This window comes from Gordonia terrae, from assembly GCF_051789125.1.
GTDB classification, from domain to species: domain Bacteria; phylum Actinomycetota; class Actinomycetes; order Mycobacteriales; family Mycobacteriaceae; genus Gordonia; species Gordonia terrae_A.
In genome coordinates, this window is record NZ_CP196526.1 from 1,378,894 (window position 1) to 1,393,930 (window position 15,037).

Annotated in this window: 13 protein-coding genes; 7 read left to right on the forward strand and 6 right to left on the reverse strand. The window is 67.8% G+C overall.

What is annotated here, in order from left to right; genetic code table 11:
• Window positions 1–759, forward strand: coding sequence for a precorrin-6A synthase (deacetylating) (gene cobF / locus ACSUZC_RS06305; RefSeq protein ID WP_439032017.1), 759 nt, complete (start codon window positions 1–3; stop codon window positions 757–759).
• A 109-nt stretch (window positions 760–868) separates the two neighbouring features.
• Here cobF and ACSUZC_RS06310 read toward each other — a convergent pair whose 3' ends face one another.
• Together ACSUZC_RS06310 and ACSUZC_RS06315 are read right to left on the reverse strand one after the other, a co-directional pair.
• A complete protein-coding gene (locus ACSUZC_RS06310) occupies window positions 869–1,618 on the reverse strand; it encodes an ABC transporter permease (protein WP_439032018.1) in 750 nt (249 codons plus the stop codon).
• Between the two features lie 10 nt (window positions 1,619–1,628).
• The gene (locus ACSUZC_RS06315) at window positions 1,629–2,369 is read right to left on the reverse strand and encodes a 3'(2'),5'-bisphosphate nucleotidase CysQ (RefSeq protein WP_439032019.1); all 741 of its coding nucleotides are present in this window, start codon (window positions 2,367–2,369) and stop codon (window positions 1,629–1,631) included.
• 25 nt (window positions 2,370–2,394) lie between these two features.
• Between ACSUZC_RS06315 and ACSUZC_RS06320 the strand changes: the two genes are divergently transcribed.
• The 4 genes from ACSUZC_RS06320 to ACSUZC_RS06335 all read left to right on the forward strand — a co-directional run bounded on the left by ACSUZC_RS06320 (window position 2,395) and on the right by ACSUZC_RS06335 (window position 5,212).
• Window positions 2,395–3,285, forward strand: a complete 891-nt coding sequence (locus ACSUZC_RS06320; RefSeq protein WP_439032020.1) for a DNA-formamidopyrimidine glycosylase family protein — start codon at window positions 2,395–2,397, stop codon at window positions 3,283–3,285.
• A 47-nt stretch (window positions 3,286–3,332) separates the two neighbouring features.
• Complete coding sequence (locus ACSUZC_RS06325; protein WP_439032021.1) at window positions 3,333–4,076, forward strand: SDR family oxidoreductase; 744 nt, start codon at window positions 3,333–3,335, stop codon at window positions 4,074–4,076.
• A 67-nt stretch (window positions 4,077–4,143) separates the two neighbouring features.
• Window positions 4,144–4,659, forward strand: a complete 516-nt coding sequence (locus ACSUZC_RS06330; RefSeq protein ID WP_439032022.1) for a hypothetical protein — start codon at window positions 4,144–4,146, stop codon at window positions 4,657–4,659.
• A 19-nt stretch (window positions 4,660–4,678) separates the two neighbouring features.
• Entirely contained in the window at window positions 4,679–5,212 is a 534-nt protein-coding gene (locus ACSUZC_RS06335; RefSeq protein ID WP_439032023.1) for a hypothetical protein, read from the forward strand.
• Window positions 5,213–5,259: 47 nt separating this feature from the next.
• Here ACSUZC_RS06335 and pgi read toward each other — a convergent pair whose 3' ends face one another.
• Together pgi and ACSUZC_RS06345 are read right to left on the reverse strand one after the other, a co-directional pair.
• Window positions 5,260–6,957: a glucose-6-phosphate isomerase gene (gene pgi / locus ACSUZC_RS06340; RefSeq protein ID WP_439032024.1), complete on the reverse strand. Its 1,698-nt coding sequence runs from the start codon at window positions 6,955–6,957 to the stop codon at window positions 5,260–5,262.
• A 65-nt stretch (window positions 6,958–7,022) separates the two neighbouring features.
• Window positions 7,023–7,382, reverse strand: coding sequence for a chorismate mutase (locus tag ACSUZC_RS06345; protein WP_439032025.1), 360 nt, complete (start codon window positions 7,380–7,382; stop codon window positions 7,023–7,025).
• A gap of 101 nt (window positions 7,383–7,483) precedes the next feature.
• On the opposite strand from ACSUZC_RS06345, the gene ACSUZC_RS06350 reads away from it, so the two are divergent.
• Window positions 7,484–9,322, forward strand: a complete 1,839-nt coding sequence (locus tag ACSUZC_RS06350; protein ID WP_439032026.1) for a hypothetical protein — start codon at window positions 7,484–7,486, stop codon at window positions 9,320–9,322.
• Window positions 9,323–9,327: 5 nt separating this feature from the next.
• Here ACSUZC_RS06350 and ACSUZC_RS06355 read toward each other — a convergent pair whose 3' ends face one another.
• Complete coding sequence (locus tag ACSUZC_RS06355; protein ID WP_439032027.1) at window positions 9,328–10,884, reverse strand: hypothetical protein; 1,557 nt, start codon at window positions 10,882–10,884, stop codon at window positions 9,328–9,330.
• Window positions 10,885–11,090: 206 nt separating this feature from the next.
• On the opposite strand from ACSUZC_RS06355, the gene ACSUZC_RS06360 reads away from it, so the two are divergent.
• Window positions 11,091–13,598, forward strand: coding sequence for a UvrD-helicase domain-containing protein (locus ACSUZC_RS06360; RefSeq protein WP_439032028.1), 2,508 nt, complete (start codon window positions 11,091–11,093; stop codon window positions 13,596–13,598).
• Between the two features lie 61 nt (window positions 13,599–13,659).
• Here ACSUZC_RS06360 and ACSUZC_RS06365 read toward each other — a convergent pair whose 3' ends face one another.
• Entirely contained in the window at window positions 13,660–14,817 is a 1,158-nt protein-coding gene (locus tag ACSUZC_RS06365) for a M23 family metallopeptidase (protein ID WP_439032029.1), read from the reverse strand.
• Window positions 14,818–15,037: the final 220 nt, after the last annotated feature.

A 15,037-nucleotide genomic window follows, 5' to 3' on the forward strand; every position in this document is an offset into this window, starting at 1 on the left:
GTGCGAGTCACGCTGCGAGTCATCGGGATCGGACCCGGGGGACCGCGCCAGATCACCTTGCAGGCCATCGATGCGATGGCCGACGTGGACGTGTTCCTGGCACTCGAGAAGGGGACGGCCAAGAGCGGCCTGCTCGACGCCCGGCGCGCCGTTCTCGACGCCCATGCGCGGCAGGGATCGTCACTGGTCGAGATCCCCGACCCGCCGCGCGATCGTGCCCCGCAGGACTACAACGCGGAAGTCCGACGCTGGCACGCGGCCCGGGCCGATCTCATCGCCACCGCATTGCGCGACGAGGTGGGCGACGGGGGTGTGGCCGCCTTCCTCGTCTGGGGCGACCCCGCCCTCTACGACAGCACCCTGCGCATCGTCGACGACCTCGCCGCACGCCCGGACCTCGACCTGTCGGTGGAGGTGATCCCCGGTGTCACGAGCGCGAGCGCGCTCACCGCGGCGCACGGGATCGTCGCCAACCGCGTCGGGGAACCGATCCACATCACCACGGGCCGCCGCCTGGCCGACACTCCCGCCGGAGCCGACGCGAATCAGATCGTCATGCTCGACGGTGAACTCGCCTTCCGGGACACGGCCGACCCGGACGACCACATCTGGTGGGGCGCATACGTGGGCACCGACGACGAGATCCTGATCAGCGGCAGGGTCGCCGAGGTGACCGACCGCATCGTCGCCGCCCGCGCGGAGGCCAGGGAACGCATCGGCTGGATCATGGACATCTATCTGATCCGCAAGGCGCACTGAGGAGTCGAGCCCCGCTCGTCGAGGTGGGCACCCTCCGCGCCTGTCCGCCAGATGTCGCAGTTCGTTGCGCTGGGCGCCACGACACGCGACATCTGCATGCGTCGAAGGCTCACAGTCGTTCGCGGGCAACGAGTTCGACGGTGACAAGCATGGCGATGGAACTGACGGTCAGCAGCGCCACCAGGACGAACAGCTGCATCGCCGCCGCGGCCCACACCGAGGCCCCGCCGAGGACCATGCCCACGAACGCACCGGGAATGGTGACGATCCCCACCGACTTGGTCTGGTCGAGTCCGGGGATGAGGGCGCTCGCCGCGGCGGGCCCGCAGATCTCCATGCGTGCGTCCCGCGAGAGCAGACCCAGCGACAACGCCGCGTCCACCTCACCGCGCCGAACCCGCAACTCGTCGTGCGCCCGGCGCCCGGCGAGCGAGGTGGTCACCATCGCACCGCCGATCAGGATCCCGGCCGTCGGGATCACGGCGATCCCGCGGGCGGGAAGCACCCCGATGACGAGGAGTGCGGTGACGATGACGATCGTCGGAACCGCAACGGGACCCGCACACCACGCGATCCCGACGAAGCCGGAGCGGTCCGGGTTCACGCGCCGGGCCGACGTCCACGCCGCCGCCGATGCCATGAGCAGAACGAACAGGGCGGATGCCCACAAATGGGGGATGACCGCCGCCAGCACCGCGGCCAGTGCGGCCAGCTGTGCGACGGCGCGCAGCACCGCCACCAGTGTCTCGGTGGCCAGGCCGGACCGGCGGTTGACCACCACCGCGGCCACCGCCAGCAGTACGACGACGACAACCAGCGCCGGACCGATCCGTACGACCGCGTCGCCGACTCCGTTCACGGTCTCCAGGTCACCAGATCTGCTGCAGGGCCGCCAGCATCTCCTCGCGGATCTCGCTGCGGCAGATCACGAAGTCGGGCATGTACGGATGCCGGTTGTTGTAGACGATCTCCGAACCGTCCAGGCGGCTGCAATGCAACCCGGCGGCCAGCGCGACCCCGACCGGTGCCGCGTTGTCCCATTCGTACTGACCGCCGGCGTGGACATAGGCATCGGCGTCACCACGGACGACGGCCATCGCCTTCGCGCCGGCAGATCCCACCGGCACCATCTGCAAGCCGAGCCGGTTGGCCACGTAACTGGTCTCGTACGACCCGCCCCAGCGGGACGTGACGAGGCGGCGCGTGAGGGGCCCGCCTGTCTCCTCGACCGTGTCGGAGCGGAACAGTTCGCCCGTCGCGGGCAGCGACACCGATGCCTCGGTGACGATCCCGCTCTCGGTGAGAGCGACGTGGACGGCCCAGTCCGCCGAGCCGCCGGCGAATTCCCTTGTGCCGTCCAGGGGATCGATGATCCACACACGCTGCGCGGTGGACCGGTCGCCGACATCGGCGGCCTCTTCGCTCAACACCGCGTCCCGGGGACGGTGTTTGCGCAACACTGTCGAGATCCACGCCTGGGCAAGCGCATCCCCGACATCGCCGAGCATGGCCCCGCCGAGCAGTCCGCCGGAACGGATTCCGAGAAGTACCTCCCCGGCCCCCTGCGCGATCCGGGCAGCCAGTTCGGCATCGGAAAGACGGGAGTTCATCCCTCAACTAGAGCACACTGTTTGCATGCCTGAGCTTCCAGAGGTGGCCGCCATCGCCGACTATGTCGACGGACGCGCGGCCGGACTCCCGATCCGCAGGGTCGATGTCGCGTCGTTGTCGGTGCTCAAGACCGCCGATCCGCCCTACATTGCGTTGCACGAGCGAATCGTCGAGTCGGTCGGTCGAGTTGGAAAGTACCTGGTCATCCGGACCATTCCGGGGTCGACGGCCACTGCCTCAGAGCCGTTGCTGCAGCTGGTCATCCATCTGTCGCGAGCCGGATGGGTGCGGTGGAGTGAGGAACTCTCGCCCAAACCGCTGCGGCCCGGCGGGAAGAGTCCGATCGCACTGCGTGTCCACTGCGGGCTGCCGGGGGAGGGCTTCGACGTCACCGAGGCCGGCACCCAGAAACGGCTCGCGGTGTGGCTGGTGCGAGAGCTCACCGACATCGAGCGCGTCGCCGGACTCGGTCCCGACGCCCTCGAACTGACGCTGGAACAGTTCGCCGGAATACTCGCCGGGACCACAGGCCGGATCAAGAACGTACTCACCGACCAGCGAGTGATCGCCGGGATCGGCAACGCCTACTCCGACGAGATCCTGCACACCGCCCGCATGTCGCCGTTCGCGTCGTCGAAGACACTGAAACCGGACCAGGTCGGCACGCTCTACGACGCCATGCGCGTTGTGCTCACCGACGCGACCGATCGCCTGGAAGGGCAGACGGTGGCACGGCTCAAGTCGGAGAAGCGCACAGGTCTGCGCGTCCATGCCCGCACGGGCCTGCCGTGCCCGGTGTGCGGGGACATCGTGCGCGAGGTGTCTTTCGCCGACCGTTCGTTCCAGTATTGCGCCACCTGTCAGACCGGCGGCAAGGTCCTGGCCGACCGCCGCATGTCACGTTTGCTGAAGTGAGTCCGGGCGAACCGGGACCCGAGGCTACCGGCCGGTAGCCTGGCGTCGTGACGACACGGCAGAAGATCCTCATCACCGGAGCGAGTTCAGGGCTGGGCGCCGGCATGGCCCGCCGGTTCGCCGACCAGGGACGTGCGCTCGGGCTGGCCGCGCGTCGCGTCGAGAAGCTGGAGGCACTCGCGGACCAGATCCGCCCCGCAGCCGCACGGGTCGAGGTGGAGGCGCTCGACGTCACCGATCTCTCGTCCGTGCCGACGGTGTTCGCGCAGCTCGCCGACCGGCTCGGCGGCCTCGACCGGGTCATCGTCAACGCGGGTCTCGGGAAGGGAGCCCCACTCGGAACGGGCAACGCGGCAGCCAACATCGAGACCGTACAGACCAACCTCGTCGGTGCGCTCGCGCAGGCGGAGGCCGCCCTGGAGATCTTCCGGGCGCAGAACGCCGGACACCTCGTCCTGATCAGCTCGATCTCGGGAGTTCGCGGGATGCCGAAAGCCCAGGCCGCCTATTCGGCGTCCAAGGCGGGCCTCACCGCACTCGGACAAGGTCTGCAGGCGGAGTTCGCGAACTCGCCCATCACGGTGACGGTGGTCGCGCCCGGCTACATCGAGACCGACATCAACCGCGGCGTCAAGACCTCGCTCATGGTCGACACGGACAAGGGCGTCGATGCGATGGTCGCGGCGATCGAGGCCGAGAAGGACTGGGCCCCGGTACCGGGTTGGCCGTGGACGCCCATCGCGGCAGCGTTGAAGTACCTGCCCGCGTCGGTCACCCGACGGATGATCTGACCGGCGGAGATCATTCACGAAGAGGACTCCGCGGGTTTCACCACCGTCCGCCGATTATCGTGACGGGATGTCTCCCTTGCGTTTCCGGTCGGCGTGTGCGGGAGTCGTCGTGGTTGGCGGGTTGCTGACCGGTTGTACGCCGACCGATCCGGTTGATCGCACGCCCGGGCCGCCGGTGTCGACGCCCGCGGAGACGAACAAGACCGTGACCACCGGACCGCGACGCGACATCGAGCCGGTCGTGTCCCGCTTCCCGTTGCTCACGGGTGCACGTGTCGACGCCTGGGCCGCAGGAACTCTCGGCGGCGGGGGCAGCGGTCGGGTGCCGGGGCCCAGCACGTACTGGTTCGACGCCGTCGTCGATGCCGGGACCGACCGTGTGACCCGATGGTCGCAGCTCTACCGAGCCCGGCCCGTGAGCGCGCCGGGTGCGCCGGCCGAGGCACTGCGCCCGTGGCTACCGGCCGGGGAGCTGCTGGGCGGACCCGAACTCGACCGCGCCTTCTCCTCGTCGCAGTGGGACGCGACCGTGTACTTGGCGCCGGCCACCGGCCGCGTGGTCGTTCTCGGCCTCGACGACTGACGTGCGTAAGGTGGCCGACGTGGCGAACAAGCAGGGACAGGTGGTCGCGTCGGGAGCCTTCCAGGTCTTCGGAGGAAGTCTCCGCGACCGGGTCGGCGAGCTGCTCGGCGAGATCTTCGACCGAACCGACATCGAGGCGGTGGGTTCGGACTGGCGCGGCATCGTCTACTTCACTCTCGTGGATGACGAGTCGACCGCGCCCGAGTCCGTCCTCGGTTTCGATCCATCCAGCGGGACGTCCGGTGAGCTGGCGACCCTCGACGAGGTGCTCGGGGCGGTGCGCACCGGAGACATCGCCGAGGCGGTCGACTCGGCGAGCTTCGATGCGTGGCGCACCGCGACCGGTACCCGATCCCTGGACATGGGTGCCTGCGTCGCGCCCGCCCTCTATGAGTTCCTCGGCGGTGATCCCGCCGAAAGGGACGTCGAGGCAACCGATCTCGTCACCTACGTGGCGACGGCGGCCGCGATCATGGGCCGCATCCAGGCCCTGGACGTCCAGCCGGGTGACGAGATCCCCGACGAGGTGTTCGACGAGGACTACTGGAAGTAGCCCTGCCGGTTGAGCGCCCCACCGCTGGTTGAGCTTGTCGAAACCCCTCAGACCGCGCGGCCCCGACGCTGCCGGTACCACGCGACGAGGGCGTCGGTGGACGAATCATCATGAGTGTCAGGAGCTTCGGCGCTGGTGATCGTGCCGAGCAGTTCCTTGGCCTGGGTCTTGCCGAGTTCGACGCCCCACTGGTCGAACGGATTGACACCCCAGATGGCACCTTCGACGAACACCTGGTGCTCGTAGAGCGCCACCAGCTGACCGATCACCGACGGGGTGAGTCGCGGGGCGAGGATCGAGGTGGTCGGCCGGTTGCCGGGCATCACCTTGTGAGCCACCACGTGCGCCGGTACGCCTTCGGCCGAGATCTCGTCGGCGGTCTTGCCGAACGCGAGGACCTTGGTCTGCGCGAAGTAGTTGCTCATCAGCAGGTCGTGCATGGAACCGGAACCGTCTGCGGCGGTGGGCAGATCGTCGGTCGGCTCGGCGAAACCGATGAAGTCCGCCGGGACCATCCGGGTGCCCTGATGCAGTAACTGGTAGAACGCATGCTGGCCATTGGTTCCCGGTTCACCCCAGAAGATCTCACCGGTCTCGGTGGTGACGTGGTGGCCGCTGGCGGTCACCGACTTGCCGTTGGACTCCATCGTCAGCTGCTGTAGATAGGCGGCGAAACGCGCCATGTCGTTGCTGTAGGGCAGCACCGCGCGGGTGGCGACATCCCAGAAGTTGTTGTACCAGAGGCCGATCAAGCCGAGGAGTACCGGCGCGTTGCGCTCGAGGGGTTGGGTGCGGAAGTGCTCGTCGACGAGATGGAATCCCTCCAGGAACTCGGCGAACCGTTCCTTGCCGATCGCCGCCATCACTGACAGTCCGATGGCCGAGTCCACCGAGTACCGACCGCCCACCCAGTCCCAGAAACCGAACATGTTGTCGGTGTCGATGCCGAACTTCGCCACCTCGTCGGCGTTGGTGCTGACCGCGACGAAATGCTTGGCCACCGCGTCGGAGTCGGCGGCGAGCGCTTCGAGCAGCCACGTCCGGGCGGCGGCGGCGTTGGTCAGCGTCTCGAGCGTGGTGAATGTCTTCGACGCGATGATGAACAGGGTGGTCTCGGCGTCGAGATCGGCGAGAGTGCCGACCATGTCGGCGGGGTCGACGTTGGAGACGAAGTGACAGCGGATGCCGGCATCGACGTAGTGGCGCAGCGCCTGATAGACCATGACGGGGCCGAGGTCGGAACCGCCGATGCCGATGTTGACGACGTCGGTGATCGGTTTTCCGGTGTGGCCCTTCCACTCTCCGCTGCGCAACCGGTCGGTGAACTCACCCATTCGCGTGAGAACCTCGTGCACATCGGCGACCACGTCTTGGCCGTCGACGACGAGCGTCGCATCAGAGGGCAGCCGCAGCGCGGTGTGCAGGACCGCCCGGTCCTCGGAGGTGTTGATGTGGGCGCCGGCGAACATGTCATCGCGCATCTCCTCCAGGCCGACCTCGCGCGCCAGGCTCAGCAGCAGTTCGAGGGTCTCCCGGAGCACACGGTGCTTGGAGTAGTCGATGTGCAGATCCCCGACGTCGACGGTCAGTTCCCGGCCGCGCGCCGGATCGATCGCGAAGACCTCACGAAGGTGCATCGCGTACACGTGAGGTTGATGCGCTGCGAGCGCCTGCCAGGACTGCGTCGCGGTGATGTCGCCATGATCGGTGCCGGTGAAGTCACTGCCAGGGGCCTCGGTGCTCATGACTGTTCACCCTATGTGCTCGACGGCCGGGCCGCGACGGTCACATCGTGGCCAGCTCGGCGGTGTCAGCGTCCCAGGGGGCCGCGCCCGAGTCGCAGCAGAAGCATCGCGAGGGTGTGCCCTTCCTGGCCCAGGTCCTGGAACCGTTCGAGCACCTTGACCTCGCGGCTGTGCACGAGACGCGGTCCGCCCGACGCCATCCGCGCGGCGCCGATCTTCTTGGACACCGCCGAGCGTCGTTTGATGGCGCCGAGGATGACCGCATCCAAACGATCGATCTCCAGGCGCAGCTGGTCGATGTCATCGGGAAGGTCGGCGACGTCGGAGCTGAGCTGGTACTTCTCGAGGTCGATCGTGTTCTCGAAGGACACCCCGGCGGTCCGACGGGGTTCTTGCGCTCCGGAATCAGGGCTGCGATCGGTCACGGCCCGATTTTGCCACGGCGACGCCCACCGTTCCGCAGGCGGCTGTCGTCGCATGCGACCTCGGGTGTGGGGGCGATCGCCGCCCATGGAGACTGGAGCGCATGCCCAACGCGCGGATGGTGTCCCTGATTGCCGTCTCCCTGATCGTCGGTCAGCTGATCGTCCGGGGTTGGCTGGTCGCGACCGGTGACTTCTATTGGGATGACCTCGTCCTCATCGCACGTGCCTCATCAGGGCCGATCCTGTCCTGGGAGTATCTGGGACACAGCCACGACGGGCACTTCATGCCGGCTGCCTTCCTTCTCGCCGGGCTGGCGACCTGGCTGGCCCCGCTCAACTGGGTCGTGCCCGCCCTCATGCTGGTGGCGATGCAGGCCGTGGCGTCGATCGCGGTGTGGCGCATGGTCCGGGTCATCGCGCCCCGGGCCCGGGCGGGTGCGCTGATCGCGCTCGGCTTCTACCTCTTCAGCCCCATGACCGTGCCTGCCTTCGCGTGGTGGTCGGCGGGCCTCAACACACTGCCCCTGCAGGCCGCGATGGCGTGGATCGTCGCGGACGCGGTGCGACTCGCCAGGGGCGAGGTCGACGAGGCGAAGCACCGGACGGTGTGGATCCGTTCGACGGTGATCTTCCTGGTCGCGCTGGCGTTCTTCGAGAAGTCGGTGTTCATCCTTCCCGTCGCCCTGGTGGCCGCGGTCCTGGCACATGGTGGTCCGCGCGCGATCCGGACCACCCTGGGCGCCTGTCGGGAATTGTGGATCGCGTTGACCGCACTCTCCGCGCTCTGGCTCGTCCTGTACTTCATCGTCTCGGACCCGACCTCCGGAGAGCATTCGTTCGCGCAGACCGCCCGGCTCGTGTGGCGGTCGGTCAACTCCGCGATCGTGCCGTCCCTGATGGGCGGTCCCTGGGAGTGGGAACGGTGGAATCCGGGTCCTCCCACCGGTTTCCCGCACATGTGGATGATCGTCGGCGGTTGGATCGTCGTGGGCGCGGCGGCGTGGTGGGCGGTGAGCCGCAAGCGCGGCGGCGCAGCCATCGTCGTCTGTGCGGCGCTGTACGCGGTGGCGGCGCAGATACCGGTGATGTGGAACCGTTCGAGTCCCCAGACGGCCATCGAGTTGGCGCAGCACATGCGCTACCTACCCGACACCGCAGTGGTCTTCGCGATCGCGATCGCCCTGGTGTTCGCCGCTCCGTCGAGAACCCCCGGGGCGACAATGCGCGAGATGACCGGCGGCCGGCACTCCCGGGAACCCGAGGACGCCGGTCACGACGGAGAGGGCCGATCGGTGCTCGTCGCCTCGGCCTCCGTCGCCGGCGCGTTCGTCGTCGTGTCGGCGTTGGTGTCGATGGTCGCGTTCTCGGCCTCGTGGCGGGACAACCCGACGGGGGAGTACCTCCACACCGCCGTCGCATCGTTGCATGACAATGCCGATGCGACGCTGCTCGATCAGTCGGTGCCGCTGGAGATCCTGCAGCCGTTCGTCTACCCCGACAATCAGGTCAGCCGCATCTTCGGACGAGTCGACCCGCGGCCGGCGTTCGGCGACTCCACCGACCGCCTGCTCGTCCTCGACACCGCGGGCAACCTGGTCCCCGGTGGCGTCACGCAACGACGGATCATCGCGGCCGGCCGCGGTACGTGCCGGATGCCGGAGGTCGACGGCCCCACCGAATTGCGCCTCGACGGTCCGCTGTTCTCGTGGCCGTGGACGGTCGCACTCAGTTACTGCGCGACACGCGACGGCGAGGTCGAGATCGCCCTCGAGGGCGGGGACCCGGTACGGGTCCCGGTCAGCGCGGGACTCGGGGCGACATATGTCCGTCTCGACGGCGGCGGCGATCACATCGACCTGCGCCCGCTGACCCCGGGGCTCCGTCTGCACACCGGTGCCGGACGTGTGGGCGAAGCGGCCGAGGCGCGGTTCGCCGGCTGACTGCCCTAGTCGTAGTGGTACGCCGAGATGTTGTCGCTCTGGTTCTCCTCGGCGATCAACGTACGCAGTGCCGTCGCCGCGTCCTCCTCGGCGACGAAGTAGACGACTTTCGCGTCACCGGCCGCGGCGACCTGCTGTTCCATCTGCTTCCGGAGGACCTCGGTGCCCTCCCAGGAGGGATCGAAGACTCCGCCGGAGAGGTGCTCGCTGTACCCCTCACCGAAGGTGATGTGCATGTTGCCGTCGGTGCCGATGCCGTCGAAGAGATAGTCGCCGCGCTTGATGGCGTAGTAGCTCGGTAGTCCGGTGACACTGGCGCCGAACCGTGCCTGCTGCGGCTCCTTGTTGCCCGTCCGGACGTAGACGATCTCGGTGTTGGTCTGCTTCTCGTTGTTGTCGATCAGATCGTTGAGCTCGTCGGTCGTCGCATCGATGAAGGCGAGGTAGGTGAAGCTGTACCGGGAACCGATGTTGGTGTCCGGGGGGAGGTTCGTCGCCGCGCAGCGAGTCGTGCCGTTGCGCCCGAAGTCGACACGCAGGACCACTTTGCACTCACCGCCGACCGCACCGGGCGGACGATTGCCGACCGCGAAGTTGAGGGTCAGACCGTAGTTGAAGTGACCGCGCACGTCGTCGGTGTAGGGACTGCCCTGGACGGTGTAGTCGAACGCGCAGGACGACGTGGTGCACGCACCGGTCTGACGCGAGGTGACCACCGGCTGCTTCATCCACAGACCGGGCGCCGGGACCGACAGCAGGTCCGACACGAGTGCGCGCTGGTTGGCGAACACCTTCTGCGCCTGATCGGCGGGCTGCAGGCTGACCGCGGTGTCGATGTCGTAGGTGACGGAGTCCTGCACGCTCTGACCCTTGACGTGCGTGACGTTCTTGGTCTCCGGATCGAAGGTCACCTCCCACGTGCCGAGCTTCACCTTGTCGTCGCCGATGAACTCGATCGGCGGGTCCGAGGTGGGCCAGCGGCGGGCGTCGGGGGTGCCCTTGTTGGGCGTGGGTAGTTCGGCGCCGAGCTGGGGTTCGGAATCGGTCTCGATGTTGCCGATGTCGCCGGCGAGGTTGTCGGGGCCCAGGATCGTCCCCAGTCGCGGCATGCTCGTGAAGCGGGTCGAGGCCCACTTGTTGTCCAGCGGCGCGGCGTCGAGGTTGGTCTTCTCGGCGTCGACGAGAAGTTCGGTCCACAGCGCGCTCGGGGCACTGATGAAGGGGCTGTTGCCGATCTGGCGGTACTCGCCCTGCTGCGAGCCGAGCGAGATGGTGCCCTCGGCGGTGTTGGACGTCGTGACGATGAGCTCGTCGAACTCGACCGTCCCGTCGCCCCGTTCGTCGTCGTAGGTGTAGGTGACCTTGCCGGTGAACTGGGCCGCCGGGCTCGTCGCCATCTTGAACAGCACCTCGTCGAGGCTTTTCTGGGCGCGGAACGCGGGCGTGGGTTCCACGGTCCCCGCGCTGCTGAACGGCACGAACGACAGGACGAGCGCTATGACGAGCGCCAGCGCTCCGACACCGAGGGTGATGGCGGCGGGAACGACGGACGGTCTCTTCATGGGCGGCTCTTTCTCCTCGCCGGGGCGAGTTCCCGCGTGCGACGGTCCGCAGAGGGGCCACCCCGAGCCACTGATACCGGGTCATCGTAGCCGCGGGGCATGACCCTCGGGGTGGCAACGCACGCGGCAGGTCCACTGTTCGCACGACGTCGTCCGCGCCCGGCGCCCGGAAACGTGTCGGTCCGGGCGGGTAGCCTGGACAACCGATGAACAGCTCTTCTTCTGCCCCTCTTCTCGCCGGTCGCGCGGGGTCCGCACCTTCGGGTCCGACGCCCGACGACCGGGTCGCGCGCCTGCTCGAAGGCCTGAACCCGCAGCAGCGCGCGGCGGTGCTGCACGCCGGTGCCCCGCTGCTGATCGTGGCCGGCGCCGGGTCGGGCAAGACCGCCGTCCTGACCCGCCGGATCGCCTACCTGCTGGCGGCGCGCGACGTCACGCCGGGTCAGATCCTGGCCATCACGTTCACCAACAAGGCCGCCGCCGAGATGCGCGAGCGCGTCATCGACCTCGTCGGCCCGCGCGCCGCCTACATGTGGGTCTCGACGTTCCACTCGACGTGCGTCCGAATCCTCCGCGCGCAGTCCGGGTTGCTGGAGTCGATGAACTCCAACTTCTCCATCTACGACGCCGACGACTCGAAGCGCCTGCTAAGCATGATCATCCGCGATCTCGAGTTGGACCCGAAGAAGTTCAGCCCGCGGGGCGTCTCGGTGGCCATCTCCAACTTCAAGAACGAGCTGATCCCGCCCGATGCGGCACAGGCCTCGGCCGACGAGGACGACCCGACGGCGACCACGATCGCGCGGATCTACGCCGAGTACCAGCGTCGCCTGCGCGCCGCCAACGCCTTCGACTTCGACGACCTGATCGGTGAGACCGTCGCGCTGCTGCATCGCCACCCGCAGGTGGCCGAGTACTACCGGCGCCGGTTCCGGCACGTGCTGGTCGACGAGTACCAGGACACCAACCACGCCCAGTACGTGCTCATCCGTGAACTGGTCGGCGAGCAGACGACCGCGAGTGGTCTGGAGCCGTCGGAACTCTGCGTGGTCGGTGATGCCGACCAGTCCATCTATGCGTTCCGCGGTGCCACCATCCGTAACATCGAGGAATTCGAGCGGGACTTCCCCTCGGCCGAAACCGTTCTCCTCGAACAGAACTACCGCTCCACGCAGACGATCCTGTCGGCGGCCAACGCCGTGATCTCGCGCAACGCCAACCGCCGCGAGAAGCGGTTGTGGACCGACTCCGGAGACGGCGAACTCATCGTCGGGTACGTCGCCGACTCCGATCGCGACGAGTCCACCTTCATCGCCAAGGAGATCGAGGAACTCACCGACTACTCGATCGGCGGATCGTCGAGCTACAAGTACTCCGACGTGGCGGTGTTCTACCGCACCAACACGGGGTCGCGCGCGATCGAAGAAGTCTTCGTCCGTCACGGAATCCCCTACAAGGTGGTCGGCGGCACCAAGTTCTATGAGCGCAAAGAGGTGCGGGACGTCGTCGCCTACCTCCGGGTGGTCGCCAACCCCGACGACTCGGTGAGCCTGCGCCGCATCCTCAACACGCCGCGCCGCGGTATCGGTGACCGTGCCGAGGCGTGCGTCGCCGTGCACTCGGAGAACACCGGCCGCAGCTTCTACGAATCGCTGATGGATGCCGCGGACGGCAAAGTCGCCCTGCTGAACACGCGGGCGGTCAAACAGATCGGCGGGTTCGTCGAACTGATCGAGGGTCTGCGCTCGGACTTCCTCACCCACTTCGGCGAGGCCGGCTCCGACGAGTCCGACGTCGTGTTCCTCGACGCCACTGAGGAGTCGGCGGACATCGGCGAGCTCGTCGACGCCATCGTCGAGCGCTCCGGGTACCGCGCCGAACTGGAGGCGTCCAACGACCCGCAAGACGGTGCCCGTCTGGACAACATCAACGAACTCGTCGCCGTGGCACGGGAATTCAGTGCCGACGCGGCGCAGGTCGATGCCGACGACGACCCCGACGCCACCGGCGGCGAGAGCGGGTCGGACGCTGACCCGGTCGATCGTGAAGGTGAGCCCGAACCGGGTTCTCTCGCAGCGTTTCTCGAGCGAGTCTCACTGGTGGCCGACGCCGATCAGGTCCCGGACGAGGGCGAGGGTGTCGTGACGATGATGACCCTGCACACCGCCAAGGGGCTGGAGTTCCCGGTGGTCTTCGTGACCGGTTGGGAAGACGGGCACTTTCCCCACATGCGCGCACTGGGCGATCCTGCCGAGTTGAGCGAGGAGCGGCGCCTGGCCTACGTCGGCATCACCCGCGCCAAGCAGCGCCTCTACCTGACCCGGTCGGTGACCCGGGCGTCCTGGGGACAACCGGTGTCCAATCCCGAATCCCGCTTCCTGCAGGAGATCCCGCAGCATCTGATCGACTGGCGGCGCACCGAGCCGCGCCGCGCGATGCGCGGCTTCGGCGGTTCGTCGGGTGGTGTGTTCGGCCGGGACGGTTCGTCGTCCGGTCGGGGGAGGTCGTCGTATTCGGCCGATCCGGCCCGTGGGCGCAACAAGCAGGTCCAACTCGACATCGGTGACCGCCACAACCATCCCAAGTACGGCATGGGCAAGGTCGTGGCCAAAGAAGGAAGCGGCGCCACCGAGCGTGTGACGATCGACTACGGCGGCAGTGCCGGGCGCGTCACACTGCTCACCGCGGGCGGAATCCCCGGAGACAAGCTCTAGGGGCTGTGGGGGAGGTCGGCGGACGGCAGATGTCGCGTCCGCCGACGCGGCCAGGAGGCTGCTATCCGGTGTAGCCGGAGAGCTTGACGCCCTTGGCGGCGAGCCACGGCACCGGGTCGATCTTGGTGACGCCGTCTTTCCACACCTCGAAGTGCAGGTGCGGGCCGAAGGAGAAACCCTCGTTGCCGACGAGGGCGATGACGTCGCCGGCCGTGACGCGCTGGCCTGCCTGGACGAGGACGCCCGAGGAGGCCATGTGGCCGTACATCGTGACCGTGCCGTCGGCGGCCTTGATCTGCACCCAGTGGCCGTAGCCGGAGGCGGGCTCGGCCTTGATGACGACACCGTCGGTGGCGGCGTGGATGGGGGTGCCCAGCGGGGCGGCCATGTCGATGCCACCGTGCATGGTGCCCCAGCGCATCGCGAAGGCGGAGGTGAAGTCGTACTTGCCGAGCGGGATCGGTGACTGGAAGAACGGCCGCCGGTTCATGGCGTCGACACGTGCCTCCGCCTCGGCCCGCTTGGCGCCGACGGCGAGCTGGTCGCCGAAGACCTTCATCTGGTCTGTCTGAGCCGTGGCGGCCGCGACCCCGGGTCCGAGGTCCATGGGCGCTGCGGCCTGGGCAGCGGCGTCGTTGACGGCTGCGGCGTTCACCGGGGCGGGCGCCTCGCTGCCCGTGCCGGCCTGTGACGCCGCGGCGACGGCTGCGCCTGCCGCCATCGCGATGAGAGCCGCACGGCCGCCCTTGAGTGCGTTGGGCGGGGCGGCGATGCGGTGCTTGCCACCGCGACGGACGCGCTGCCCGGCAGGATTGGTGCGGAACGGGAGGTGTTCGGTGTCGTCGTCGAGGTCGTCGTCGACGAGGATGTCGAGTTCGGCCCCTTCGACGTCGAACGGCTCGTCGTGCTCGTACTGATCGAACTCGTGCTCCGGGATCAGGATGTCCTGCGTGATCTCGGAGCGCGTGGGGCGGTAGTAGCCCTGCCACGATGACGGGGTCCACCCGGCATCGGAGGACGTCTGTACCGGGGACTTCTGAACAGGGGAGTCGGAGTCGGCGAAATCGAAGTCGTAATCGCTGAGGTCGTAGCCTGCGGCGTCGGGATCGACGATCGGGATGATGGTGGTCATCTCTTCCGCTGTGACGTCATCGAGCAGTCCGCCCGATCGGACGCGGCTCGACCCGCGTGAGACATCGAGTCCCGCCAAATCGTCCACCTCATCTCTTCGTTGCGCGGATTCGAAGTAAACGTCCGTAATCCTTCTGTGACCAACTGCTGAAAGCCGACGGTAACGAAATGATTGCGGCAAGTCCAACCGTAGAATCGGGCATACCGGGATATTGTGAGCTGAGTCACACGACTGGGAAGGTGTTCGTCGAGATCGAGAATTCCCTGTTCAGGAAAGAGTATCGACGCCGCCGCTGCCGGATTCGACG